The following is a 19,140-nucleotide window of genomic DNA, read 5'->3' as shown; positions in this document are numbered from 1 at the left end:
CCCACGGGGATTCGAACCCCGGTCGCCACCGTGAAAGGGTGATGTCCTAGGCCTCTAGACGATGGGGACGCACGAAAAACTTCAAGTTGTAGAACTTTCGACGGCCTAATGCCGAAAGTGGTGGAGCCAAGCGGGATCGAACCGCTGACCTCCTGCATGCCATGCAGGCGCTCTCCCAGCTGAGCTATGGCCCCATGAAACTCTGGATTCCTGCTGGGAGCAGGGTCCTTGGTAAAACTGGCGTCCCCACGGGGATTCGAACCCCGGTCGCCACCGTGAAAGGGTGATGTCCTAGGCCTCTAGACGATGGGGACGCACGAAAAACTTCAAGTTGTAGAACTTTCGACGGCCTAATGTCGAAAGTGGTGGAGCCAAGCGGGATCGAACCGCTGACCTCCTGCATGCCATGCAGGCGCTCTCCCAGCTGAGCTATGGCCCCGTGTTACCGAGCCGCCTATCATACCTGCCTGTTCACTTTTGTGGAAGCTTTTTTTGAGCTTTTTCCGTTGAATCCGCCATTGCCCGAGGGCAGGGAAGTCACAACGCCACAACCTGAACAACAGTTGGCGGTGAACAAAAAAGACCCGGTTATCGGCCGGGTCCTTGTTGTTCATGATGAGTGGCGTCCCCACGGGGATTCGAACCCCGGTCGCCACCGTGAAAGGGTGATGTCCTAGGCCTCTAGACGATGGGGACGCAGATCTCATCAATGTTCTTTGCGACCTTTCGACGGCCTAATGCCGAAAGTTATGGTGGAGCCAAGCGGGATCGAACCGCTGACCTCCTGCATGCCATGCAGGCGCTCTCCCAGCTGAGCTATGGCCCCACGTCGCTGAGGAGCGAAATAATAGCTGTGCCCCCCAGGGTTGGCAAGCGCTTTGTTGCACTTTTCTTCACGTCGATTACGACGGTGGTGGTGTCACGCGGCGTGATGTTTTCCGCAGGCACGCCATGTGGGCCTCGCACCAGGCGCAGCCGGGTTCAACGGTCGTCCGCAACCAGCGCAGCGAGGATCGGGCATTGTTCCAGCGAACCGTGGCCAGGACAGGCGTCAACCAGCTGTGCAAGCGCGGCATGCATGCGTTGCAGTTCGGCCATCCGCAGTGCGATGTCCTGCAACCGGATCCGCGCCGTATCGCGCACGCTGCCCATGTCCTGCCGAGGGTGGTCACTGATGGCCAGCAGTTCGCCGATCTCATCGAGACTGAAGCCAAGGCCCTTGGCGCGGCGGATGAAGCGCAGGCGGTGCAGGTCCTGCTCGCTGAAGATGCGGTAGCCGCCGGCCGAGCGCGTGGCGGTGCGCAGCAACTGCTGGCGCTCGTAGTAGCGGACGGTGTCGATGGGGACGCCGGCCTGGCGAGCCAATTGACCAATGTTCACGGCGAACTCCTGCATGGGGCTGGATGCATTGTCATCCCTGGAGTCTGGTCAAGGGTCAAGGCTTCGCATCGAGGCGTATTCAGCACACTTTGCAACTTTCTTCATAGCCCTGAGGGGGAAACGGTTCCTACCCTGCGCCTGAACCGGCCGCTCGACGGCCTGAACCGAACGAGGAGGTGGGGCAGTGGAGGGAATCAGGAGCGAAGGATTCGTCGAGGTTGCAGTGGTCGAATATGCGGGGGGCGACCCGTCGGCCGCGTCGGTACTGGCTGAAATGACACACGTGGCCAACCGCCTGGCGCAGCAGCAGCGGCGGCCGTTCAAGCGGGTGGTCATCACCCGTTGGATCGTACCGGCCAGCAACACCGGGGTGCACCGCATTGCCGGCGCCGAGATGCTGGACGCCGCAATCCCCGCGGTGATTGCATTGCCCGGCCAGGTCAGTCCCGGTGCGTCCGTGCGTACCGACGAGGTCCTGCTGGACTGGCTGCGGGCGCACTATGACGGCGGAAGCCTGCTGGCCGCCGCTGGCGATGGGATCGGCGTGCTGGCCCGTGCGGGTCTGCTGGCCGGTCGTACCGTATCCGGGCCCGAACTCGGTCGACAGCCGGGCCTGCAGGCCCAGGCCGGCAGCTGGGCACCGAGCGAGCGTGCGCTTGTGGATGACGGCGATCTGCTCACTGTAGGCGGTGCACAGGCTTGGCGATTCCTCGGGCTGCGCCTGTTGTACAGGCTGCACGGACAGGGAGTGGCCAGCGCGGTGGCGCAGCAGCTGGGAATCGTGGTGCCGGCCGGTATCCAGCAGGATCTGGAGCGCTTCAGCGCCAATTTCGCGCATGGCGATCGCGACGTCCTCAAGGCACAGCGCTGGCTGCACACCACGGCGGCGCGCGGTGCAACGTTGGGAGCGATCTGCGAAATCTCCGGCCTCGAGCCACGCACCCTGCAGCGACGCTTCCTGAAGGCCACCGGGCTGCGGCCCATCGAGTACTGCCAGCGATTGCGGGTGGCCAAGGCGCAGACACTCCTGCAGCAGGGTGCCAGCATCGACGAGGTTGCCTGGGGTGTGGGTTATGCCGACCAGAGCGCATTCCGGCGATTGTTCCTGCGCATTGTCGGCATGACGCCTGCCAACTACCGCCGGCACGTGAACAGCAAGCGTCGTGAGCGCCCGCTGGTTCCCGCAGTGGCTGGCAGCCTGCGCGGCTTGCGGGTATCGCCGGGCACCCAGCTGGGACGCAACGCCGCTTGATGAACGGTGTGGGTTACGTCGTGCTTGCATCGCGGGCACGGCGCTTTGACCATGGGCGCCTGTGCAAGCGCGAGAAGGTGGGTTGATGTCGAGTGTAGGGCCGGTGCCCATGCTGGTGGTGGTGATCATGATCTGTCTGCTGCTGGCGATGGCCATCGCGCGGATCTGGTCACGGGGCGGGCCGGGGCAATCCCGGCCCAGCGCAGCGGGCATGGTGCTCGACATGCTGCTGATTGGCCTGTTGAGCGGTCGGATTTCCTTCGTCGCAGCGCATTTCGCCTCGTATCGCGAGGCGCCCTGGAGCATGCTGCAGATTGCCGATGGCGGGTATCACGTCATTGTTGTGGTCGGCGCGGGCTTCGCATGGGCGTTGTGGCGACTGCGTGGTCAACGCTCCCTGAGAGGGCCGGTACTGGGAAGCGCTCTGCTTGGGGTGCTGCTCTGGGTTGGCGCCAGCCAGGGGCTCGCCTACTGGCAGGCGCAGCGGATGCCGGTGCCTTCATTGGAGGTGGTTGATCTGCAGGGCAGAACGATTGATCTGCAGCAGTTTCGAGGCAGGCCGCTGGTGCTGAATCTATGGGCCAGCTGGTGCGGCCCGTGTCGGCGGGAGATGCCGGTACTGGCGGTGGCACAACAGGCGCATGCCGATATCCAGTTCGTTTTCCTCAACCAGGGCGAAACGTTTGAGGACGTGCAGACCTTTCTTGCGGCTGAACATATCGAGCTGGGCAACGTCCTGCTGGACGAGCCTGCGACCGCATCGGCCACACTGGGCGTCAAGGCGTTTCCGTCGACCCTGTTCTTCGATGCACAGGGGCGGCTGCAGGAACTGCATCTCGGCGAGCTGACCCAGGCGGGCCTTGAACACAAACTGCGCCAGCTGCGGTAGCCTGCGCTGGCATCTCACTTCGGAGTTTCCATGTTGTCGATTTCCCCGCGCATCGCGTACACGCTGCTGCTGCCGGCCATGATGGCGCTGGCCGCCTGCAGCCAGGCACAGACCCCGCCGGGCAAGGGGGCCGCCACGTCGGCCGCCGCTTCTGCCGCCGCACCTGCCAGCAAAGGAGATCTGCCGGCAGTCCTGAAGGGTGTCGAGAAACACGGTTTCGAGGTGGTGGCCGAATTTGATGCGCCGGGCGGCCTGCGTGGATTTGCCGGCATGGTCGGCGGCCAGCAGCCTGCGGCCGCCTATGTGACCGCAGACGGCAAGCATGTGCTGGTAGGCAGCATGTTCGATGCTGAAGGCAACGAGGTGGCGGCCGAGACGTTGGAGAAACTGGTGGCCGCACCGATGTCGACCAAAATGTGGAGCAAGCTGGAAAGCAGCGCCTGGGTGCGCGATGGCAAGGCCGATGCACCGCGTGTGGTCTACACCTTCAGTGATGCCAATTGCCCTTACTGCCACAAGTTCTGGGAAGCAGCGCGCCCTTGGGTGGACGCCGGCAAAGTGCAGCTGCGTCACATCATGGTGGGCGTGATCCGTGAGGACAGCCCAGCCAAGGCGGCCGCGATCATGGCCGCGCGCGATCCCAGTGCTGCCCTGCTGGAGAACGAGCATCAGTTCGATCGCGGCGGCATCAAGCCATTGGCCAGCATCAGCCGTGAGATCGCGGGCAAGCTGGATGCCAACCAGGTGCTGATGGTTGAAATGGGCTTCCAGGGCACGCCGGGCATCCTGTTCCAGGATGCACAAGGCCAGGTGCAGCGACGTGCCGGCCTGCCGCAGGGCAACGATCTGCAGGCGGTGCTGGGCCCGCGCTGAGGCGATCCGCACCCGCCGCAATCAACGACAGGCCCGCATGGCAACGTGCGGGCCTGTTGCGTTATGCGCCATCGTCGGCGCCGAAGCACTGCGCATGCCCGGATGCCGGTCACGTCTGAATCGTGACTGACATCAAGCATTTCGCCTTGATTCCAATCAAGGCCAAAAACGACAGTCGGACTAGCCTTGACGCATGGAATACAGCGTCACCGCGCGATGGACACTGCATGCGACGCGCGCCGAAACGCGCGTGTGCGCGGTGCCATTCACGACAGTCTCACCCCGTGCTTGTTACCCAGACCGCTGCGGTCGCCACCTCCTTGGCAGCACTGCCGCAGCGGAAGCTGTCTGGATGCAGGCTCGGCAGTGTCATTGTCCTGTTGCCGACAGGGCGCAGGCTGGCGACGGTCGTCAACGCAGTACCCGCATTTCCAGAAACGGCGCGTTCGGGTCGGGATGGCGCGCGCATGCAGTGTGGTCGCGCAGCGAGGATTTCAGTCCAGGGAGGATGCAATGCGATTGGCGGTAGTGACGGTAGCGTGCCTGGCCGCGATGGCGACACCGGCGTACGCACAGGACGATGCACAGGCATTGCGTCGCGAGATCGACACGATGCGACGGTCGCTGGAAAGCATGCAGCAGCGGCTGGACCAGCTTGAGCAGCGTGAGGGGCGTGTCGGCGCGCCGGCAACGTTGCTCGGCCCGCAGGCGAGCACCTTGCAGGCGAGTACTGGCGCGCTGCATCCGACCCAGGTGCCGGGCGTAGCGCCGCCCGTGCTGCCGCAGCGCGAGTCGGTGGCTGATCCGTCTACCGCGGCCTCGCGTCCCGACAGCGCCGCTGGTCCGACCGATCCTGATCTGAAGGGCTTCTTCGCCATTCCCGGTACCGATACGGTGATCCGCATCGGCGGCTACGCCAAGCTCGATGCCATTGCCGATTCGCGTGCAGCAGGCGATGAGGACCAGTTCATTCCGTCGTCGATGCCGGTGGGCGGCAACCATCGTGATGTCTCCAACTTCAACATCCACGCCAAGCAGACCCGTTTCAGCTTCGAGGCGCGGCGCCCGACCACGCACGGCAACCTGCGCTTCTACCTGGAGAACGACTTCTTCGGCAGCGGCGATGGCTACCAGTTCCGCCTGCGCCACGCCTATGGCCAGCTCGGCAATACCTATGCCGGTTACGGCTATTCCAGTTTCATGGATCCGGACAGCCTGCCCGATACGCTGGACTTTGCAGGGCCCGGCGGCGCCGGCTACCTGCTGGTAGCTGGCATCCATCACAGCTTCGCGATGGGCAAGGGCAACACCCTGACCATTGCCGCAGAAGATCCGAAGACCGAGCTGGCCGCTGCCAGTGACGCACTCGCGGCGGTCAATCGCCTCCCGGATGTGACGGCGAGCGCGCGCCTGGAACGGGACTGGGGTCATCTGCAGATGGCGGTTGTCGCGCGCAATCTTGCCTATGACGGCGCGCTTGATCGTGATCGCGTGCTGGCAGGGGGCGTGCAGCTCAGTGGCTCGGCGTCGGTAGGCGAGCGCGACCTGCTGTTGTTCGGTGCCCTCGGCGGGCGTGGCCTCAGCCGCTACACCGCCGACCTGACCGGCTCAGGGTTGGATGCGGTGGTCGGCGCAGACGGTCGCCTGGATGCGCTGGACCTGCATGGTGGTTTTGTGGGCTACACCCACTACTGGTCCGGACTGTGGCGATCGAACCTGATCTTCGGCCAGCTGACCCTGGAGCGGAATGCCGCACTGGCGACCGACGCATTCCGGCAGAGCCGCTACGGCGTGTTCAACCTGATCTGGAGCCCGGCGCCGTCGTGGACGATGGGCATGGAGCTGCTGTACGGACGCCTGGAACAACAGGGCGGCGCACGCGGCGACACGGTCCGGGTGCAGGGCAGCCTGCAATACAACTTCATCAAATAGGCGCCAGCGGCAGCACGCCAGCGTAGCCAGTCCCCACGCCCGGCTTGCCGGGCTCATGCCAGTACAGGAGTGTGTCATGGCAGAAGCAAAGAAAATCGGGGTGGTCGGAGCCACCTTCCTCGTCGCCGGCAACATGATGGGCTCAGGGGTGTTCCTGCTGCCTTCCAGCCTGGCCAAGATCGGTACCGCCTCGATCTGGGGCTGGTTGATCACCACCGCCGGTGCACTGCTGCTGGCCTTCGTGTTCGCCAAGCTCGGCAAGCTGGCACCGAAGGCGGGCGGTCCCTATGCCTATGCGCGTGACTGGTTCGGCCCGTACATGGGCTTCCAGACCAACACCATCTACTGGTTCGCCAACTGGATCGGCAACGTCGCCATTCCGATCGCAGCGGTGGGCTATTTCAGCTACTTCTTCCCGATCCTCTCGGAGCCGCTGGTGCGCTGCATCGCGGTGCTGATCCTGGTATGGGCGCTGAGCTTTGCCAACATGATCGGCCCGGCGTTCGTCAGCCGCGTGCAGACGGTCACCACCAGTTTCGCGCTGGTGCCGATCCTGGGCATTGCCATCTTCGGCTGGTTCTTCTTCGATGCCGACATCTTCAAGGGTGCCTACAACGTATCGGGTGAATCGAACTTCGGCGCGATCTCCAGTGCCGCCGCGCTGACGCTGTGGGCATTCATCGGCGTGGAGTCGGCCTCGGTGACCGCCGGCGTGGTCGAGAACCCGGAAAAGAACGTGGCCCGCGCCACGTTGGCCGGTGTGTTCCTGGCCGCCATCGCCTACATCGCCAGTTCCTCGGTGATCATGGGCATGGTGCCCAACGGTGAACTGCAGACCTCCGATGCGCCGTTCGCACTGGCCGCGGCCAAGGCCGTCGGTGGCTGGGGTGGAGCGCTGGTCAGCCTGTGCGCCTTCATCGGTGCCGCCGGTTCGCTGGGTGGCTGGATCCTGCTGACCGCGCAGAGCGCCAAGGCGGCGTCCGACGATGGCCTGTTCCCGAGCATCTTCAGCAAGACCAACAAGGACGACGTGCCGGTCAAGGGCGTGCTGATCGTGGCGGTGCTGATGACCCTGGCGGTGCTGGTGACATCCACTTCGAAGACCGCGTCGGCCCAGTTCGATGTGATCACGTCCGCTGCGGTGGTGCTGACCCTGCTGCCGTACATCTATTCGTGCGTGGCGTGCTACTTCGTGGTCGAGCGCTCGCACACGCTGGTGCATACCGGTGCGTTCTGGACCCTGACCAGCCTGACGGTCGTGTACTGCCTGTGGGCCATCTACGGCTCGTCGGGAACGATCGTGCAGTACGCGTTCCTGTTCGTGCTGTTCATCACTGTGTTCTATCCCTTCTTCAGCGAGGAGCGTCGCCAGCAGCGGCAGCGTTCCCGCGAGGCCTCGGCGATCGTTGCCGATGCCCAGCGTTCCTGAGTTCGTCAAGGAGAATCAACGTGTACTTCAAGTCCCTGGATTACCCGGTCATCGTCATCGACGGCGACTACGACTCGCCGCGCATCGGCGGCATCCTGATCCGCGCCCTGGTGGAAGAGCTGCGCAGCAACGACCAGCGCGTGCTGTGCGGCCTGAACCTGGATGATGCGCGTGCCGGTGCCCGCACCTATGTTGCCGCCTCGGCGGTGCTGATCTCGATTGATGGAAGCGAGGAAGTGGATGGCGAATTCCAGCGCCTGACCGCGTTCCTGCGCGAGCAGAGTGCACGTCGCGCCAACCTGCCGGTGTTCCTGTACGGCGAGCGGCGCACGATCGAGAAGGTGCCGAGCAAGCTGCTGAAGTACATCCACGGCTTCATCTTCCTGTTCGAGGACACCAAGAGCTTCATCTCGCGGCAGGTGATGCGCGCGGCCGAAGACTACATGCAGAACCTGCTGCCGCCGTTCTTCAAGGCGTTGATCCACCATGCGGCCGAATCGAACTATTCCTGGCACACCCCGGGCCATGCCGGCGGCGTGGCGTTCACCAAGTCGCCGGTGGGGCGTGCGTTCCACCAGTTCTATGGTGAGAACACCCTGCGCAGTGATCTGTCGATCTCGGTGCCTGAGCTGGGTTCGCTGCTGGACCACACCGGCCCGATCAAGGACGCCGAGAACGAGGCCGCGCGCAATTTCGGTGCCGACCATACCTTCTTCGTCACCAACGGCACGTCCACCGCCAACAAGATCGTCTGGCATGGCACGGTGGCGCGTGGCGATGTGGTGTTCGTCGACCGCAACTGCCACAAGTCGCTGCTGCATTCGTTGATCATGACCGGTGCGGTGCCGGTGTACTTCACCCCCAGCCGCAACGCGCACGGCATCATCGGCCCGATCAGCCTGGACCAGTTCACGCCGGAGGCACTGCAGCAGCGCATCGCTGCCAATCCGCTGGCCAGCCAGGCCTACCAGGCCGGTTCCAAGCCGCGCATCGCGGTGGTCACCAATTCAACGTACGACGGGCTGTGCTACAACGCCGAGAAGATTGCCGAGGAGATCGGCAGCGCGGTCGATTTCCTGCACTTCGACGAAGCCTGGTACGCATATGCGGCGTTCCATCCGTTCTACGAGAACCACTACGGCATGGCCAAGGGCAAGCCGCGCGAACAGGATGCGATCATCTTCACCACCCATTCCACCCACAAGCTGCTGGCTGCGTTCTCGCAGGCGTCGATGATCCATGTGCGCAACTCGGCAAGCCGCGACCTGGACGCCGAGCGCTTCAACGAGGCATTCATGATGCACACCTCGACCAGCCCGCACTACGGGGTGATCGCGGCCTGCGATGTGGCCTCGAAGATGATGGAAGGCGATGCTGGCCGTTCGCTGGTGCAGGAGATGCACGACGAGGCGATCGCCTTCCGTCGCGCGATGCTGCATGTGCGCGATGATCTGGGTCGGGATGACTGGTGGTTCAGCGTATGGCAGCCGACCCAGGTCGAACGCAGCCTGGACAAGGGCGATACGCCGGCGCCGCTGGTGGCCAAGCGTGAGGAATGGTACCTGCAGCCCGATGCGCATTGGCACGGTTTCGAGAACCTGGTCGATGACTATGTGCTGATCGATCCGATCAAGGTGACGTTGCTGACGCCGGGGCTGTCGATGGACGGCAGCATGGGCAAGCTGGGCATTCCAGCGGCAGTGCTGAGCAAGTTCCTGTGGGGACGCGGCATCACCGTGGAGAAGACCAACCTGTACTCGGTGTTGTTCCTGTTCTCGATGGGTATCACCAAGGGCAAATGGAGCACGCTGGTCACCGAACTGATGGCGTTCAAGGAACTGTATGACCGCAACGCGCCGCTCAGCCAGGCACTGCCGTCGCTGGCCGCGGACTATCCGGTGGCCTATGCCGGCTGGGGCCTGCGTGACCTGTGTGACGCGCTGCATGCGTTCAACCAGGAGTTCGCGGTGGCCAAGGTGATGCGCGAGATGTACGTGGACCTGCCGACGCCGGTGATGACCCCGGCCGATGCCTACAACCACCTGGTGAAGGGCGAGATCGAACGGGTCGACATCGAGCAGATCAGTGGCCGCGTGGCGGCGACGATGCTGGTTCCGTATCCGCCGGGCATCCCGACCATCATGCCGGGGGAGCGTTTCGGTGACAGCGATGAACCGATCATCCAGTCGCTGCGCATCGCCCGCGAGCAGAACGCGCGCTTCCCGGGCTTCGAGTCGGATGTGCATGGGCTGATCATCGAGCGCGAGGGCGACGTGACCTCGTACAAGGTGGAGGTACTGAAGGCCTGACCGGCAGGGTCGGCCCTTCGGCGAACGATGGATACCACGCGCGAGCAACGCATCCTCACGTTCTCGATCGGGGTCACCGTCGCGGTGAGTGCGGTCGGCTTCATCGGTGGCCTGCTGGTGGGATCGCAGGCCATCCTGTTCGACGGCGTGTACAGCCTGGTCGATGTTGCGCTGACGCTGGTGTCGTTGTCGGTACTGCGGCTGGTGGCGCGGGAGCACAGCCCGCGCTTCCAGTATGGCTATTGGCACCTGGAACCGATGGTCGAGGCGCTCGGTGGTGTGATCCTGTCGTTGGCCTGCGTGTATGCGCTGGCCAATGCGGTGATCGGCCTGACCACCGGCGGGCATGAAGTGAAGTTCGGCCCGGCGCTGTGGTGGGCCGGGGTGCTGAGTGCCAGCAACCTGGGAATGGCGGTGTTCGTGGCCCGGCGCGCCCGCCGGCTGCGCTCGGCACTGTTGTGGCTGGACGTGCGCGGTTGGCTGCTGGGCGGCCTGATGAGCCTGGCCGTGGTGGTGGCCTTCGTGCTGGCACTGGCCCTGCATGGTGGCCGGTGGCATCACTGGGTGCCGTACCTGGATTCGATCGTACTGGCCTTGATCAGCCTGGCGGTGCTGCCGGTGCCGGCGCGCAGCGCGTGGAAGGCCATGCGCGAGGTGCTGCAGGTGGCGCCGGATGACCTGGACGGGCGCGTGCAGCAGGTGATGCAGGCGTTCGTCGCCGAGCGCGGCTATGCCGGTTTCACCAGCCATGTGGCGAAGATGGGGCGGATGCGCTTCATCGAAATCCATATCCTGACCTCGCCTTCAACCCCGCTGGGCACGGTGGGTGAGGTGGATGCGATGCGTGACGACATTGCGATGCGGTTGGATGCCCGTGGCAGTACGTTCTGGTTGACCATCGATTTCACTGCCGACCCGGCGTGGACCTGAGGCCGCGATCCCGATTGTTGCGTGGGATGGACGGGTCTGTTGCATCGGCCGGATTTGACCTCAACGCAGGTTGAGGTCGCAGACTGCCGGCTCTTCCCCCCAGAGAGCCGTGGCATGAACCTGTTGCACACCCCGGATTTCAGCCATGGCCTGGTGGAGTTGTTCGATCCGCCCGGTCTTTACGATCCCAGTGCCAACGGCTATTCGCACGTTGCGGTGGTGCGGCTGCCGGCACGCGTGATCCATATTGCCGGCCAGGGCGGCGAGGACGACGACGGCAATCTTTCGCCGCGCTTCGAGGAGCAGGTTTCCCAGGCGCTGGACAATCTGCAGACCGCGCTGCGGTCGGCGCATGCCGGCATGGGCGATGTCGCACGGCTGCGGATACTGGTGGTCGACCACGATGAGGACCGCCTGGGAATCATCGCGCGGCAGGTGCGGCGGCGTTGGGAAAACCGGGCCGCACCGACCTGCACCCTGATTCCAGTGCCACGCCTGGCACTGGATGGCATGTTGTTCGAGATCGAAGCCGAAGCCTACACGGCGCAGGGCTGATACGTCTCCGGCGAGCCGCCGGGTGGCTTCCTCGTGGTCGCTGGCGGCGCCGACCTGGAAGCATGCGGTGGCTGCGGGGCGGGCGGCGCGGCCGTGATCGATGCCGTTGCGGAACTGGCATCGGTCGCGGCCGCTGGCGGGTGCGCGCCGGAGGGGGGATCAGCCGATACGGCTGGCGCGCCGCATCTCCAACAGCAGGCGGTGGGCAGGGAACGTACGCAACGTGGGATGCCTGTGCCGGTAGTAGGCATCCCAGTAACTTGCGGCGCGCTGTATGCAGCGTTCAAGGAAGGCGGGGTTGTCGCGGATCAGGGGCACGTAGGCAGCCAGTCCGATCTGCCGGGCCTGCTGGTCGATGGCCAGGGCGATCTCTTCAACATACTCGTTGAGCAGTGTCAGGTGGAACGCCAGGACCCAGGGGGCAGATGCTGTTCCCAGCGCTTCGACGGCGCGCTGCCGCAGATGACCGTCGGCGTGACGGGTGGCAACGCACAGGCAGAGCAGGCGCGCGTCCCCCTGCAGCGAGGACGCCAGCCGCCACAGGCGCGCAGCATCGACGTAGATGCGATACGGAAAGCAAAGTGTTTCCTCACCCAGCAGCAGCTGGTAGTGGTCGTCGCTGGGCGGCGCGCCACCGATGTGGTGCAGGCGTTGCTGCAGATCCAGGGCGATGTCACGCAGGCAGACAGGTACGTCGAGCATCCTCGCAGTATCGCCTGCGCGAAGGGCGCGAGCCAGCAGTTCGCGGCATCGCCCATGCTCCCTTGACCCGCCCGGCTGTGATCGTCAGAGCGTGCGGTACTGGATCTGCGCAGCCAGCACGCGAAGACCTTCGCTGGTGCTGGAGAGGATCCGTTCTTCACCAACGCCCTTCTGTTGCTGCAGGCTGAAGCCTTCTGCGCTGGGCAGGCGTGCGGCAATGTCCTGCATGCGCTGCAGGGCATCGGGGCCATCGCAGTCGAAATGCCCCCAATGGATGCCATGGCGCTGGATGGTCAGGCGGTAGTGCATGGGCGGGTCTCCGGTAGGTCGTGCAGCCAGTGGTGGAACATGGCGGTTGCCGCTGTGGCCAGCGGCCCGCCATAGCGACGTGCCTGGGCGCGCAGATCGGCCGCATCGATGCCGGCCTGCGACAGTTCCAGGGTGTGGCCGATCAGCCAGCGCTCGAACTGGCGCGCATCCAGTTCCGGGTGGCATTGCAGGGCGAGGGCATGGTTGCCGATGGCAAAGGCCTGGTGGCGGCAGGCCGGTGTGCTGGCCAGGCGGCGCGCGCCTGCGGGCAGTTCGAAGGCCTCGCCATGCCAGTGCAGCACGGGAATGCCCTGCAGTGCCAGCAGTGGTGAACGCTGGCCTTCGTCGGTGAGCAGCAGGGGTGCGAAGCCGATTTCCTTGCCGCCGGTAGGGGCGACCTGGGCGCCGAGCGCGCGCGCCATCAGCTGTGCACCCAGGCAGATGCCCAGCGTGGGCCGCTGTTGCTGCAGGCGACGCTGCAGCAGGGCGATGCTGTCGGCGAGGAATGGATAGGCCGGTCCATCGTTGGCGCTGATCGGGCCGCCCAGTACCACCAGCAGGTCTGCTTCTTCCGCGCTGTCCAGGGCATCGATGCCTGCCTGCAGCGTCTGCAGCTGCCAGCCCTGGCCGAGCAGCAGCGGCTGCAGGGTGCCCAGGTCTTCGAAGCTGACGTGCTGCAGGATGACCGCGCGCTTCATGCCGAGGCTCCGCCGGTAGGCCAGTAGAAGCTGTCCGGGGTGGCACGCGCGCCGAAAATCGCCTGGCCGACACGGACCACGGTGGCGCCTTCCTCGATGGCCACTTCGAAGTCGCCGGACATGCCCATCGACAGCTGCGACAGGTCGATGCCGGCCGGTGCTGTCTGCTGCAGCTGATCGCGCAGCTCACGCAGGCGCACGAAGCAGGCGCGCACGCGCTCCACCTCGGGGGTGAACACCGCCAGGGTCATCAGCCCACGCACGCGCAGGCGATCGAACGCCGGGAGCTGCTGTACGAATGCCGCTACGGCCTCTGGTTCCAGGCCGTACTTGCTGGGTTCGGCGGAGGTGTTGACCTGCACGAACACGTCCAGGCTGCGACCTTCCAGCTGCAGGCGCTGCTGCAGCGCCTCGGCCACGCGCGGGCTGTCCAGCGCCTGGAACTCGCTGGCGAAGCGGGCCACGTCACGGGCCTTGTTGGTCTGCAGGTGGCCGATCACCGACCAGTGCACGCCCAGGTCGGCCATGGCCTGGGCCTTGCGCTGCGCTTCCTGCACCTTGTTTTCGCCAAGTTCGTGGCAACCGGCGGCGACGGCCATGCGGATGCGGGCTTCATCGACGGTCTTGCTGACCGGCAGCAGGCGCACGCTGGCCGGGTCGCGGCCGACGCGGGTGCAGGCGTGGGCGATGCGCTGGCGCACCGTGGCCAGGTTGGCGGCAATCTGTTGGATGGACTGGGCAACCGGCCAGTCGGCAGGGGCAAGGGGCATGACGGGGCACCTCCGGTGCGGAAGGCCAGGGTGGGATACACTGGCACAGGACAACGAGAAGTTTGACATAGGACAAAATGAAAATCACCGGGCGCAGTGCCGAAGCGATCTTCGACAGCATCCGCCAGGGCATCGGCGATGGCCGCCTTGCGGCCGGCAGCGTGCTTCCCCCCGTACGTGATCTGGCCGACCAGCTGGGCGTCAACCGCAATACGGTGGCGTCAGCCTACAAGCGGCTGGATGCTGCCGGCCTGGCCAGCACGGCCGGGCGCCGCGGCACGGTGGTGCAGGGCTTGCCGGTATCGATGGCGCGCGAGGGCAGTGCACCGGACCTGGCATTGCACGATCTTGCCGGTGGCAACCCTGATCCGCGCTGCCTGCCACGCCTGCGTTTCAGTCCAGCCGCGCCGCGCCTGTATGGCGTGGCGACGGTCGATCCGCGCATGCAGCGTCTTGCGCGGGCATCGCTGGATGCGGATTGCCCGCAGGGCTACGCATTGGAGCTGACCCACGGCGCGGTCGATGGCATCGAGCGCCTGCTGTCGGCCTGGCTGCTGCCGGGTGACCTGATTGCGGTGGAGGATCCATGCTTCCTGGGCAGTCTCAACGTACTGGGTGCGGCCGGGCATACGCCGCTGCCGGTAAACGTGGATGCACATGGCATACAGGTGGAATCGCTGCGACGGGCACTGGATGCCGGTGCCCGTGCGGTGCTGCTGACCCCACGCGCACACAATCCGACCGGTGCCAGCCTGGATGCCCGGCGGGCGCGTGCGCTGCGGCAGCTGCTGGCGGGCTACCCGCAGGTAGCGGTGTTGATCGACGATCACTACGCGCTGCTATCGCAGCAGGCGTATCACTCGGTGCTGCCGGTGGATGGGCGGCGCTGGGCGCTGCTGCGGTCGTTGTCCAAGGCGCTGGGGCCGGACCTGCGGTTGGCATGGCTGGCCTGTGATACGCAGACCGCCGCGCGGCTGCGCCTGCGATTGGCGGCGGGCACCGGCTGGGTCAGTCATCTGTTGCAGGATGCGGCCAGTTCGGTATTGGAGTCGGCACCGCAACGGGCGAAGGTTGTGGCCGCTGGCGAGTGTTACCAGCAGCGGTTGCAGGGTTTGCAGGCCTTGCTGCAGGCACGCGGGCTGCCGACGCCGGCCTGCATGGAAGGATTGAACCTGTGGCTGCCGCTGCCGGCGGACAGCACGCCGCAGGTGCTGGCACTGGCGGCGCGCGGTTGGCATGTGCGCGGCGGTGAAGTCTTTGCGGTATCCGCGCCGGCGCATGGGCTGCGCATCACATGCGCGGCATTGGGCGGGGTGCAGCAACGGCGGCTGGCCGATGATCTTGCCGTGGTACTGGGGTGATCCGGTACCCGGCTGGCCGGGCAGGCGCGACGCCACAGGTGGGGGATCAGGGCACGGCGGTGGCGCCGGGGCGTACGTAGTAGGACTGGCCGCTGTCGTCGAGGAACACCAGTTCCGGCTTGCCCTGCCAGGACGTCAGCATGGCCCCGGTGTTGTTCTGGTGCTTGACCATCAGCGTGGCGCCACGATCAGGATTGGCAACCACCTTGAACACCTCGGTGGTACCGGTTGCGTCGTCCAGGGTCAGGATGGCTTCGCCACCACGATCACTGGTGCCGTAACCACCACGTTCGGAACCGTCCGGGCCAAGCAGGATCATGCCTGACAGTGCAGTGGCGCGCGGTCCTTGCCGATGGCCCCTGCTGAGTGGATCGGGAACCGGTGCGCCGAGGATCATCCGCGGTTGGCCATTGCCATCGTGGATGATCAGGCCGCGCGCCTCGATGACGCGCTGGGGTGATTGGCTGCGATGCAGGTTCCAGGCAGTCCAGCCGGAAACAAGCAGCGCGAGGATGGCGACCACCAGGGTGGTCAGGGTCAGCACACGGGCCACTGGAGCGTCCTTCCTTGGATGTGCCGACGATAGCGGATGCAACAGGCGATGGGTAGAGCCGACGCCACGCGCTGCGGTATCAGTGGAAATCGCGGCTGTGGCTGCGCAGGCCCTGCAGGAGTTCGTCCAGGCAGTGCATGCGCTGCACGATCACGTGCTGCACGCCATCGACGCGCTCCAGGCGGCCATCGATCTGCATCAGCTGTGTGTCCACCAGCACGTGGTGCTGGCGATCGGCCAGGTGGCGCCAGACCACGGCGTTGACCATCCCGGTTTCGTCTTCGAGGGTGAGGAAGGTGACGCCACTGGCGGTCTGCGGGCGCTGGCGCATGCGCACCAGGCCGGCAATGCGCACGCGGCGACCGTGGCCGTGGCTGGCCAGTTGCACGGCATCAATGCAGCCGCGGCTGCGTAGCTGGGCACGCAGGAACGATAGGGGATGGCGTCCCAGCGTGGTGCCGGTGCTGCGGTAATCGGCCTGCATGTCTTCCCATGCGCTGGGCAAGGGCAGGGCCACGCGCGCTTCGCTGGTGGCGCGTGCGTGATCGAACAGTGGCAGGCGGTTTTCCACGCCGGAGATGTCCCAACGGGCGCGATGGCGATGGCCGCTGAGGCCGCGCAGTGCACCGGCATCGGCCAGCAGGCCCTGCTGGCGACGGTCGAGCGCGGTGCGCTGGCAGAGGTCGCCGACATCATCGAAAGCCCGCCGTGCACGCTCGCGCATGATGACCCTGGCGGCCTGTTCGCTGCAGCCGTCGACCAGGCGCAGGCCGAGCCGGATCGCTGCGGCGCCTTTGCTGAAATCCAGCGTGCAGTCCCAATCACTGTGGCGCACGTCCACCGGCAGCACGCCGATGCCGTGCCGGCGTGCGTCCTGCAGCAGCTGGTCTGGGCTGTAGAAACCCAGGGGCTGGCTGTTGATCAGGCTGGCAGCGAATGCGGCCGGGTGATGGCACTTCAGCCAGCAGCTGGCATAGGTGAGCAGGGCGAAGCTGGCCGCGTGGCTTTCCGGAAAACCGTAATCGCCGAAGCCCTTGATCTGCTCGAACAGGTGCTCGCCGTATTCAAGGCTGAAACCATTTTTCAGCATGCCCGCCAGCAGCTTCTCGCGGTGCGGTTCCAGCCCGCCGCGGCGTTTCCACGCCGCCATCGAGCGGCGCAGCGCGTCGGCTTCGCCGGCGGTGTAGTCGGCCGCATCCACCGCCAGCTGCATCACCTGCTCCTGGAACAAGGGTACGCCCAGGGTGCGCGCGAACACGCGTTCCAGTCGCGCTGGATAAAGCGGGTTGTCCGGATCGTTCAACGCGTCCGGGCCCTGTTCGCGCAGGATCCGTCGGCGTTCCAGGTAGGGGTGCACCATGTCGCCCTGGATCGGGCCGGGGCGCACGATCGCCACTTCGATCACCAGATCGTAGAAGGTGCGCGGCTGCATGCGTGGCAGCATCGCCATCTGTGCGCGCGACTCGATCTGGAACACGCCGATGGTATCAGCGGCGCAGATCATGTCGTAGGTCTTGGCATCCTTGGGCGGGATCGCATCCATTCGACCACTGTGCATGCCGTGCTGCTGCAGCATCGCCAGGCATTTGCGGATGGCGGTGAGCATGCCCAGCGCCAGGCAGTCGACCTTCATCAGGCCAGTGGCATCCAGGTCGTCCTTGTCCCATTGGATGACGGTGCGGTCAGCCATCGCCGCGTTCTCTACGGGGACCAGGGTTGACAGGGGGTGCTCGGAAATCACGAAACCGCCCGGATGCTGTGACAGGTGTCTCGGGAAGTCGATCAGCTCGGCGGTCAGTGCCAGCAACCGTCGCATCAGCGGGGTTTCCGGATCGAAGCCACGCTCGCGCAGGGTCTCCGGCAGCGGCACGTGGCCGCCCCAGTGGTCCATCGCCGCGCCCAGTTCGTTGACCTGGTCCATCGGCAGGCCCAGCGCACGGGCGACATCGCGGATCGCGCTGCGGCCACGGTAGCTGATCGCTACCGCAGTCAATGCAGCACGTTCGCGGCCATAGCGTTTGAACACATACTGCAGCACTTCCTCGCGGCGCTCGTGCTCGAAATCGATGTCGATATCCGGTGGTTCGTCGCGCTCGGCGGAAATGAAACGCTCGAACAGCAGGTTGCTGCGTGCCGGATCGATCTCGGTCACGCCCAGCACGAAGCACACCACCGAGTTGGCCGCCGAGCCACGCCCCTGGCAGAGGATGTCCTGGCTGCGGGCGAAGGCTACGATGTCCTGCACGGTGAGGAAGTAGGAGGCGTAGTTCTTCTGCTTGATCAACGCCAGTTCGTGCTCGATCTGTTGGCGCTGTGCCTCCTGGATGCCCTTCGGCCAGCGCCAGGGGATCTTTTCTTCGACCAGCTCGCGCAGCCAGCTGTCCGGGTCATGGCCTTCCGGCACCAGCTCGCGCGGGTAGGTGTACTGCAGCTGGTCCAGGGTGAAATGGCAGCGCTCGGCGATGCGCAGGGTCTCGGCCAGCAGCTCGGACGGGTACAGTTGGGCCAGCGCGGTGCGCGGGCGCAGGTGGCGCTCGCCGTTGGGGAACAGGCGCCAGCCGGCTTCGGCCACGCTGCAGCGGTGGCGGATCGCGGTCAGCGTGTCCTGCAGGGCGCGGCGGCGGCGCACGTGCATGTGCACATCGCCACTGGCGACCAGTGGCAGCTGGTGACGCTGACCGAAATCCTGCAGCTGCTGCAGGCGGCGCGCGTCGTCGTGTTCATGGTGCAGCTCCACCGCCAGCCACAGGCGATCATTGAAACCGTCACGCAGCAGTTGCAGGTCGGTGGCGGCCGGTTGCCGGTCCAGCCACAGGCATAGCAGGCCGCTGGGCAATCCATGCAGATCCTCGCGCAGGCAGCGGTATTCGCCCTTGGCCGCGCGTCGGCGGCAGATGGTGATCAGCTGGCACAGGCCGGTATAGGCGGCCTGGTCGGTACACAGCAGGGCCAGCTTGGGCCCGTCCTCGACCTGGAATTCGGCACCGATGATCAGCGCCACACCGTGTGTTTTCGCCGCCTGCCACGCACGCACGATACCGGCCAGCGAGCATTCATCGGTGATCGCCAGTGCGCGGTAGCCCTGGCCGGCGGCGCGTGCGAACAGATCATCGGCGATGGAGGCGCCGCGCTGGAAACTGAAGGCCGACAGGCAATGCAGTTCGGCGTAGTCGGGCAGTGGGTTGGTGTGCATGGCGG

At 65.5% G+C, this 19,140-nt stretch carries 16 protein-coding genes and 5 tRNA genes; 9 read left to right on the top strand and 12 right to left on the bottom strand.

From position 1 onward, the window contains the following. Positions 1-118 precede the first annotated feature (118 nt). The 6 genes from ACVOLJ_RS14085 to ACVOLJ_RS14060 all read right to left on the bottom strand — a co-directional run bounded on the left by ACVOLJ_RS14085 (position 119) and on the right by ACVOLJ_RS14060 (position 1,380). Positions 119-194 (bottom strand) — tRNA-Ala (locus tag ACVOLJ_RS14085). Positions 195-238: 44 nt separating this feature from the next. Next, positions 239-314, bottom strand: a tRNA-Glu gene (locus ACVOLJ_RS14080). Between the two features lie 49 nt (positions 315-363). Then, positions 364-439 (bottom strand) — tRNA-Ala (locus tag ACVOLJ_RS14075). 181 nt (positions 440-620) lie between these two features. After that, positions 621-696, bottom strand: a tRNA-Glu gene (locus ACVOLJ_RS14070). A 54-nt stretch (positions 697-750) separates the two neighbouring features. Then, positions 751-826, bottom strand: a tRNA-Ala gene (locus tag ACVOLJ_RS14065). 155 nt (positions 827-981) lie between these two features. After that, positions 982-1,380, bottom strand: coding sequence for a heavy metal-responsive transcriptional regulator (locus ACVOLJ_RS14060; RefSeq protein WP_475279116.1), 399 nt, complete (start codon positions 1,378-1,380; stop codon positions 982-984). A gap of 184 nt (positions 1,381-1,564) precedes the next feature. On the opposite strand from ACVOLJ_RS14060, the gene ACVOLJ_RS14055 reads away from it, so the two are divergent. From ACVOLJ_RS14055 to ACVOLJ_RS14020, 8 genes are all read left to right on the top strand, one after another. Continuing rightward, positions 1,565-2,632: a GlxA family transcriptional regulator gene (locus ACVOLJ_RS14055; RefSeq protein WP_475279115.1), complete on the top strand. Its 1,068-nt coding sequence runs from the start codon at positions 1,565-1,567 to the stop codon at positions 2,630-2,632. Between the two features lie 85 nt (positions 2,633-2,717). Next, positions 2,718-3,521 (top strand): redoxin family protein, encoded by an 804-nt coding sequence (locus ACVOLJ_RS14050; protein WP_475279114.1) that lies wholly within the window; start codon positions 2,718-2,720, stop codon positions 3,519-3,521. Between the two features lie 30 nt (positions 3,522-3,551). Next, positions 3,552-4,394: a thiol:disulfide interchange protein DsbG gene (dsbG, locus tag ACVOLJ_RS14045; protein WP_475279113.1), complete on the top strand. Its 843-nt coding sequence runs from the start codon at positions 3,552-3,554 to the stop codon at positions 4,392-4,394. A 513-nt stretch (positions 4,395-4,907) separates the two neighbouring features. After that, the gene (locus ACVOLJ_RS14040) at positions 4,908-6,326 is read left to right on the top strand and encodes a DcaP family trimeric outer membrane transporter (RefSeq protein ID WP_475279112.1); all 1,419 of its coding nucleotides are present in this window, start codon (positions 4,908-4,910) and stop codon (positions 6,324-6,326) included. 76 nt (positions 6,327-6,402) lie between these two features. Continuing rightward, positions 6,403-7,755 (top strand): arginine/agmatine antiporter, encoded by a 1,353-nt coding sequence (gene adiC / locus ACVOLJ_RS14035; RefSeq protein WP_475279111.1) that lies wholly within the window; start codon positions 6,403-6,405, stop codon positions 7,753-7,755. Positions 7,756-7,775: 20 nt separating this feature from the next. Then, positions 7,776-10,064: an Orn/Lys/Arg family decarboxylase gene (locus ACVOLJ_RS14030; protein ID WP_475279110.1), complete on the top strand. Its 2,289-nt coding sequence runs from the start codon at positions 7,776-7,778 to the stop codon at positions 10,062-10,064. 27 nt (positions 10,065-10,091) lie between these two features. Continuing rightward, positions 10,092-10,994 (top strand): cation diffusion facilitator family transporter, encoded by a 903-nt coding sequence (locus tag ACVOLJ_RS14025; RefSeq protein ID WP_475279109.1) that lies wholly within the window; start codon positions 10,092-10,094, stop codon positions 10,992-10,994. 114 nt (positions 10,995-11,108) lie between these two features. Beyond that, on the top strand, positions 11,109-11,549 hold the full coding sequence (locus tag ACVOLJ_RS14020; RefSeq protein WP_475279108.1) for a RidA family protein: 441 nt from the start codon (positions 11,109-11,111) through the stop codon (positions 11,547-11,549). Between the two features lie 159 nt (positions 11,550-11,708). Here ACVOLJ_RS14020 and ACVOLJ_RS14015 read toward each other — a convergent pair whose 3' ends face one another. From ACVOLJ_RS14015 to ACVOLJ_RS14000, 4 genes are all read right to left on the bottom strand, one after another. Further along, a complete protein-coding gene (locus tag ACVOLJ_RS14015) occupies positions 11,709-12,251 on the bottom strand; it encodes a hypothetical protein (protein WP_481564399.1) in 543 nt (180 codons plus the stop codon). Between the two features lie 84 nt (positions 12,252-12,335). Continuing rightward, positions 12,336-12,560, bottom strand: a complete 225-nt coding sequence (locus ACVOLJ_RS14010) for a hypothetical protein (RefSeq protein ID WP_475279106.1) — start codon at positions 12,558-12,560, stop codon at positions 12,336-12,338. Further along, a complete protein-coding gene (locus ACVOLJ_RS14005) occupies positions 12,545-13,258 on the bottom strand; it encodes a glutamine amidotransferase (RefSeq protein WP_475279105.1) in 714 nt (237 codons plus the stop codon). Before ACVOLJ_RS14005 ends, ACVOLJ_RS14010 begins: the two co-directional genes overlap by 16 nt. Then, positions 13,255-14,028, bottom strand: coding sequence for a YggS family pyridoxal phosphate-dependent enzyme (locus ACVOLJ_RS14000; protein ID WP_475279104.1), 774 nt, complete (start codon positions 14,026-14,028; stop codon positions 13,255-13,257). The genes ACVOLJ_RS14005 and ACVOLJ_RS14000 overlap by 4 nt, the downstream gene beginning before the upstream one ends. Positions 14,029-14,105: 77 nt before the next feature. On the opposite strand from ACVOLJ_RS14000, the gene ptsJ reads away from it, so the two are divergent. Then, complete coding sequence (gene ptsJ / locus ACVOLJ_RS13995) at positions 14,106-15,389, top strand: MocR-like B6 salvage transcription factor PtsJ (RefSeq protein ID WP_475279103.1); 1,284 nt, start codon at positions 14,106-14,108, stop codon at positions 15,387-15,389. 46 nt (positions 15,390-15,435) lie between these two features. On the opposite strand, the gene ACVOLJ_RS13990 is transcribed toward ptsJ, so the two are convergent. After that, positions 15,436-15,942 (bottom strand): hypothetical protein, encoded by a 507-nt coding sequence (locus ACVOLJ_RS13990; RefSeq protein WP_481564398.1) that lies wholly within the window; start codon positions 15,940-15,942, stop codon positions 15,436-15,438. 79 nt (positions 15,943-16,021) lie between these two features. Next, positions 16,022-19,135 carry an error-prone DNA polymerase gene (locus tag ACVOLJ_RS13985; protein ID WP_481564397.1) on the bottom strand — a complete coding sequence of 1,038 codons (3,114 nt, stop codon included), beginning with the start codon at positions 19,133-19,135 and terminating at the stop codon, positions 16,022-16,024. Between the last annotated feature and the right edge of the window lie 5 nt (positions 19,136-19,140).

It is taken from the genome of Stenotrophomonas sp. STEN046, assembly GCF_056759755.1.
This window is presented reverse-complemented; position numbering and strand designations above follow the sequence as displayed.

Coding starts and splice junctions, on each gene's coding strand:
- ACVOLJ_RS14050 (WP_475279114.1), top strand. CDS start 2,718: ATGTCGAGTGTAGGGCCGGTGCCCATGCTGGTGGTGGTGATCATGATC.
- dsbG (WP_475279113.1), top strand. CDS start 3,552: ATGTTGTCGATTTCCCCGCGCATCGCGTACACGCTGCTGCTGCCGGCC.
- ACVOLJ_RS14040 (WP_475279112.1), top strand. CDS start 4,908: ATGCGATTGGCGGTAGTGACGGTAGCGTGCCTGGCCGCGATGGCGACA.
- adiC (WP_475279111.1), top strand. CDS start 6,403: ATGGCAGAAGCAAAGAAAATCGGGGTGGTCGGAGCCACCTTCCTCGTC.
- ACVOLJ_RS14025 (WP_475279109.1), top strand. CDS start 10,092: ATGGATACCACGCGCGAGCAACGCATCCTCACGTTCTCGATCGGGGTC.
- ACVOLJ_RS14020 (WP_475279108.1), top strand. CDS start 11,109: ATGAACCTGTTGCACACCCCGGATTTCAGCCATGGCCTGGTGGAGTTG.
- ACVOLJ_RS14015 (WP_481564399.1), bottom strand. CDS start 12,251: ATGCTCGACGTACCTGTCTGCCTGCGTGACATCGCCCTGGATCTGCAG.
- ACVOLJ_RS14010 (WP_475279106.1), bottom strand. CDS start 12,560: ATGCACTACCGCCTGACCATCCAGCGCCATGGCATCCATTGGGGGCAT.
- ACVOLJ_RS14005 (WP_475279105.1), bottom strand. CDS start 13,258: ATGAAGCGCGCGGTCATCCTGCAGCACGTCAGCTTCGAAGACCTGGGC.
- ACVOLJ_RS14000 (WP_475279104.1), bottom strand. CDS start 14,028: ATGCCCCTTGCCCCTGCCGACTGGCCGGTTGCCCAGTCCATCCAACAG.
- ptsJ (WP_475279103.1), top strand. CDS start 14,106: ATGAAAATCACCGGGCGCAGTGCCGAAGCGATCTTCGACAGCATCCGC.
- ACVOLJ_RS13985 (WP_481564397.1), bottom strand. CDS start 19,135: ATGCACACCAACCCACTGCCCGACTACGCCGAACTGCATTGCCTGTCG.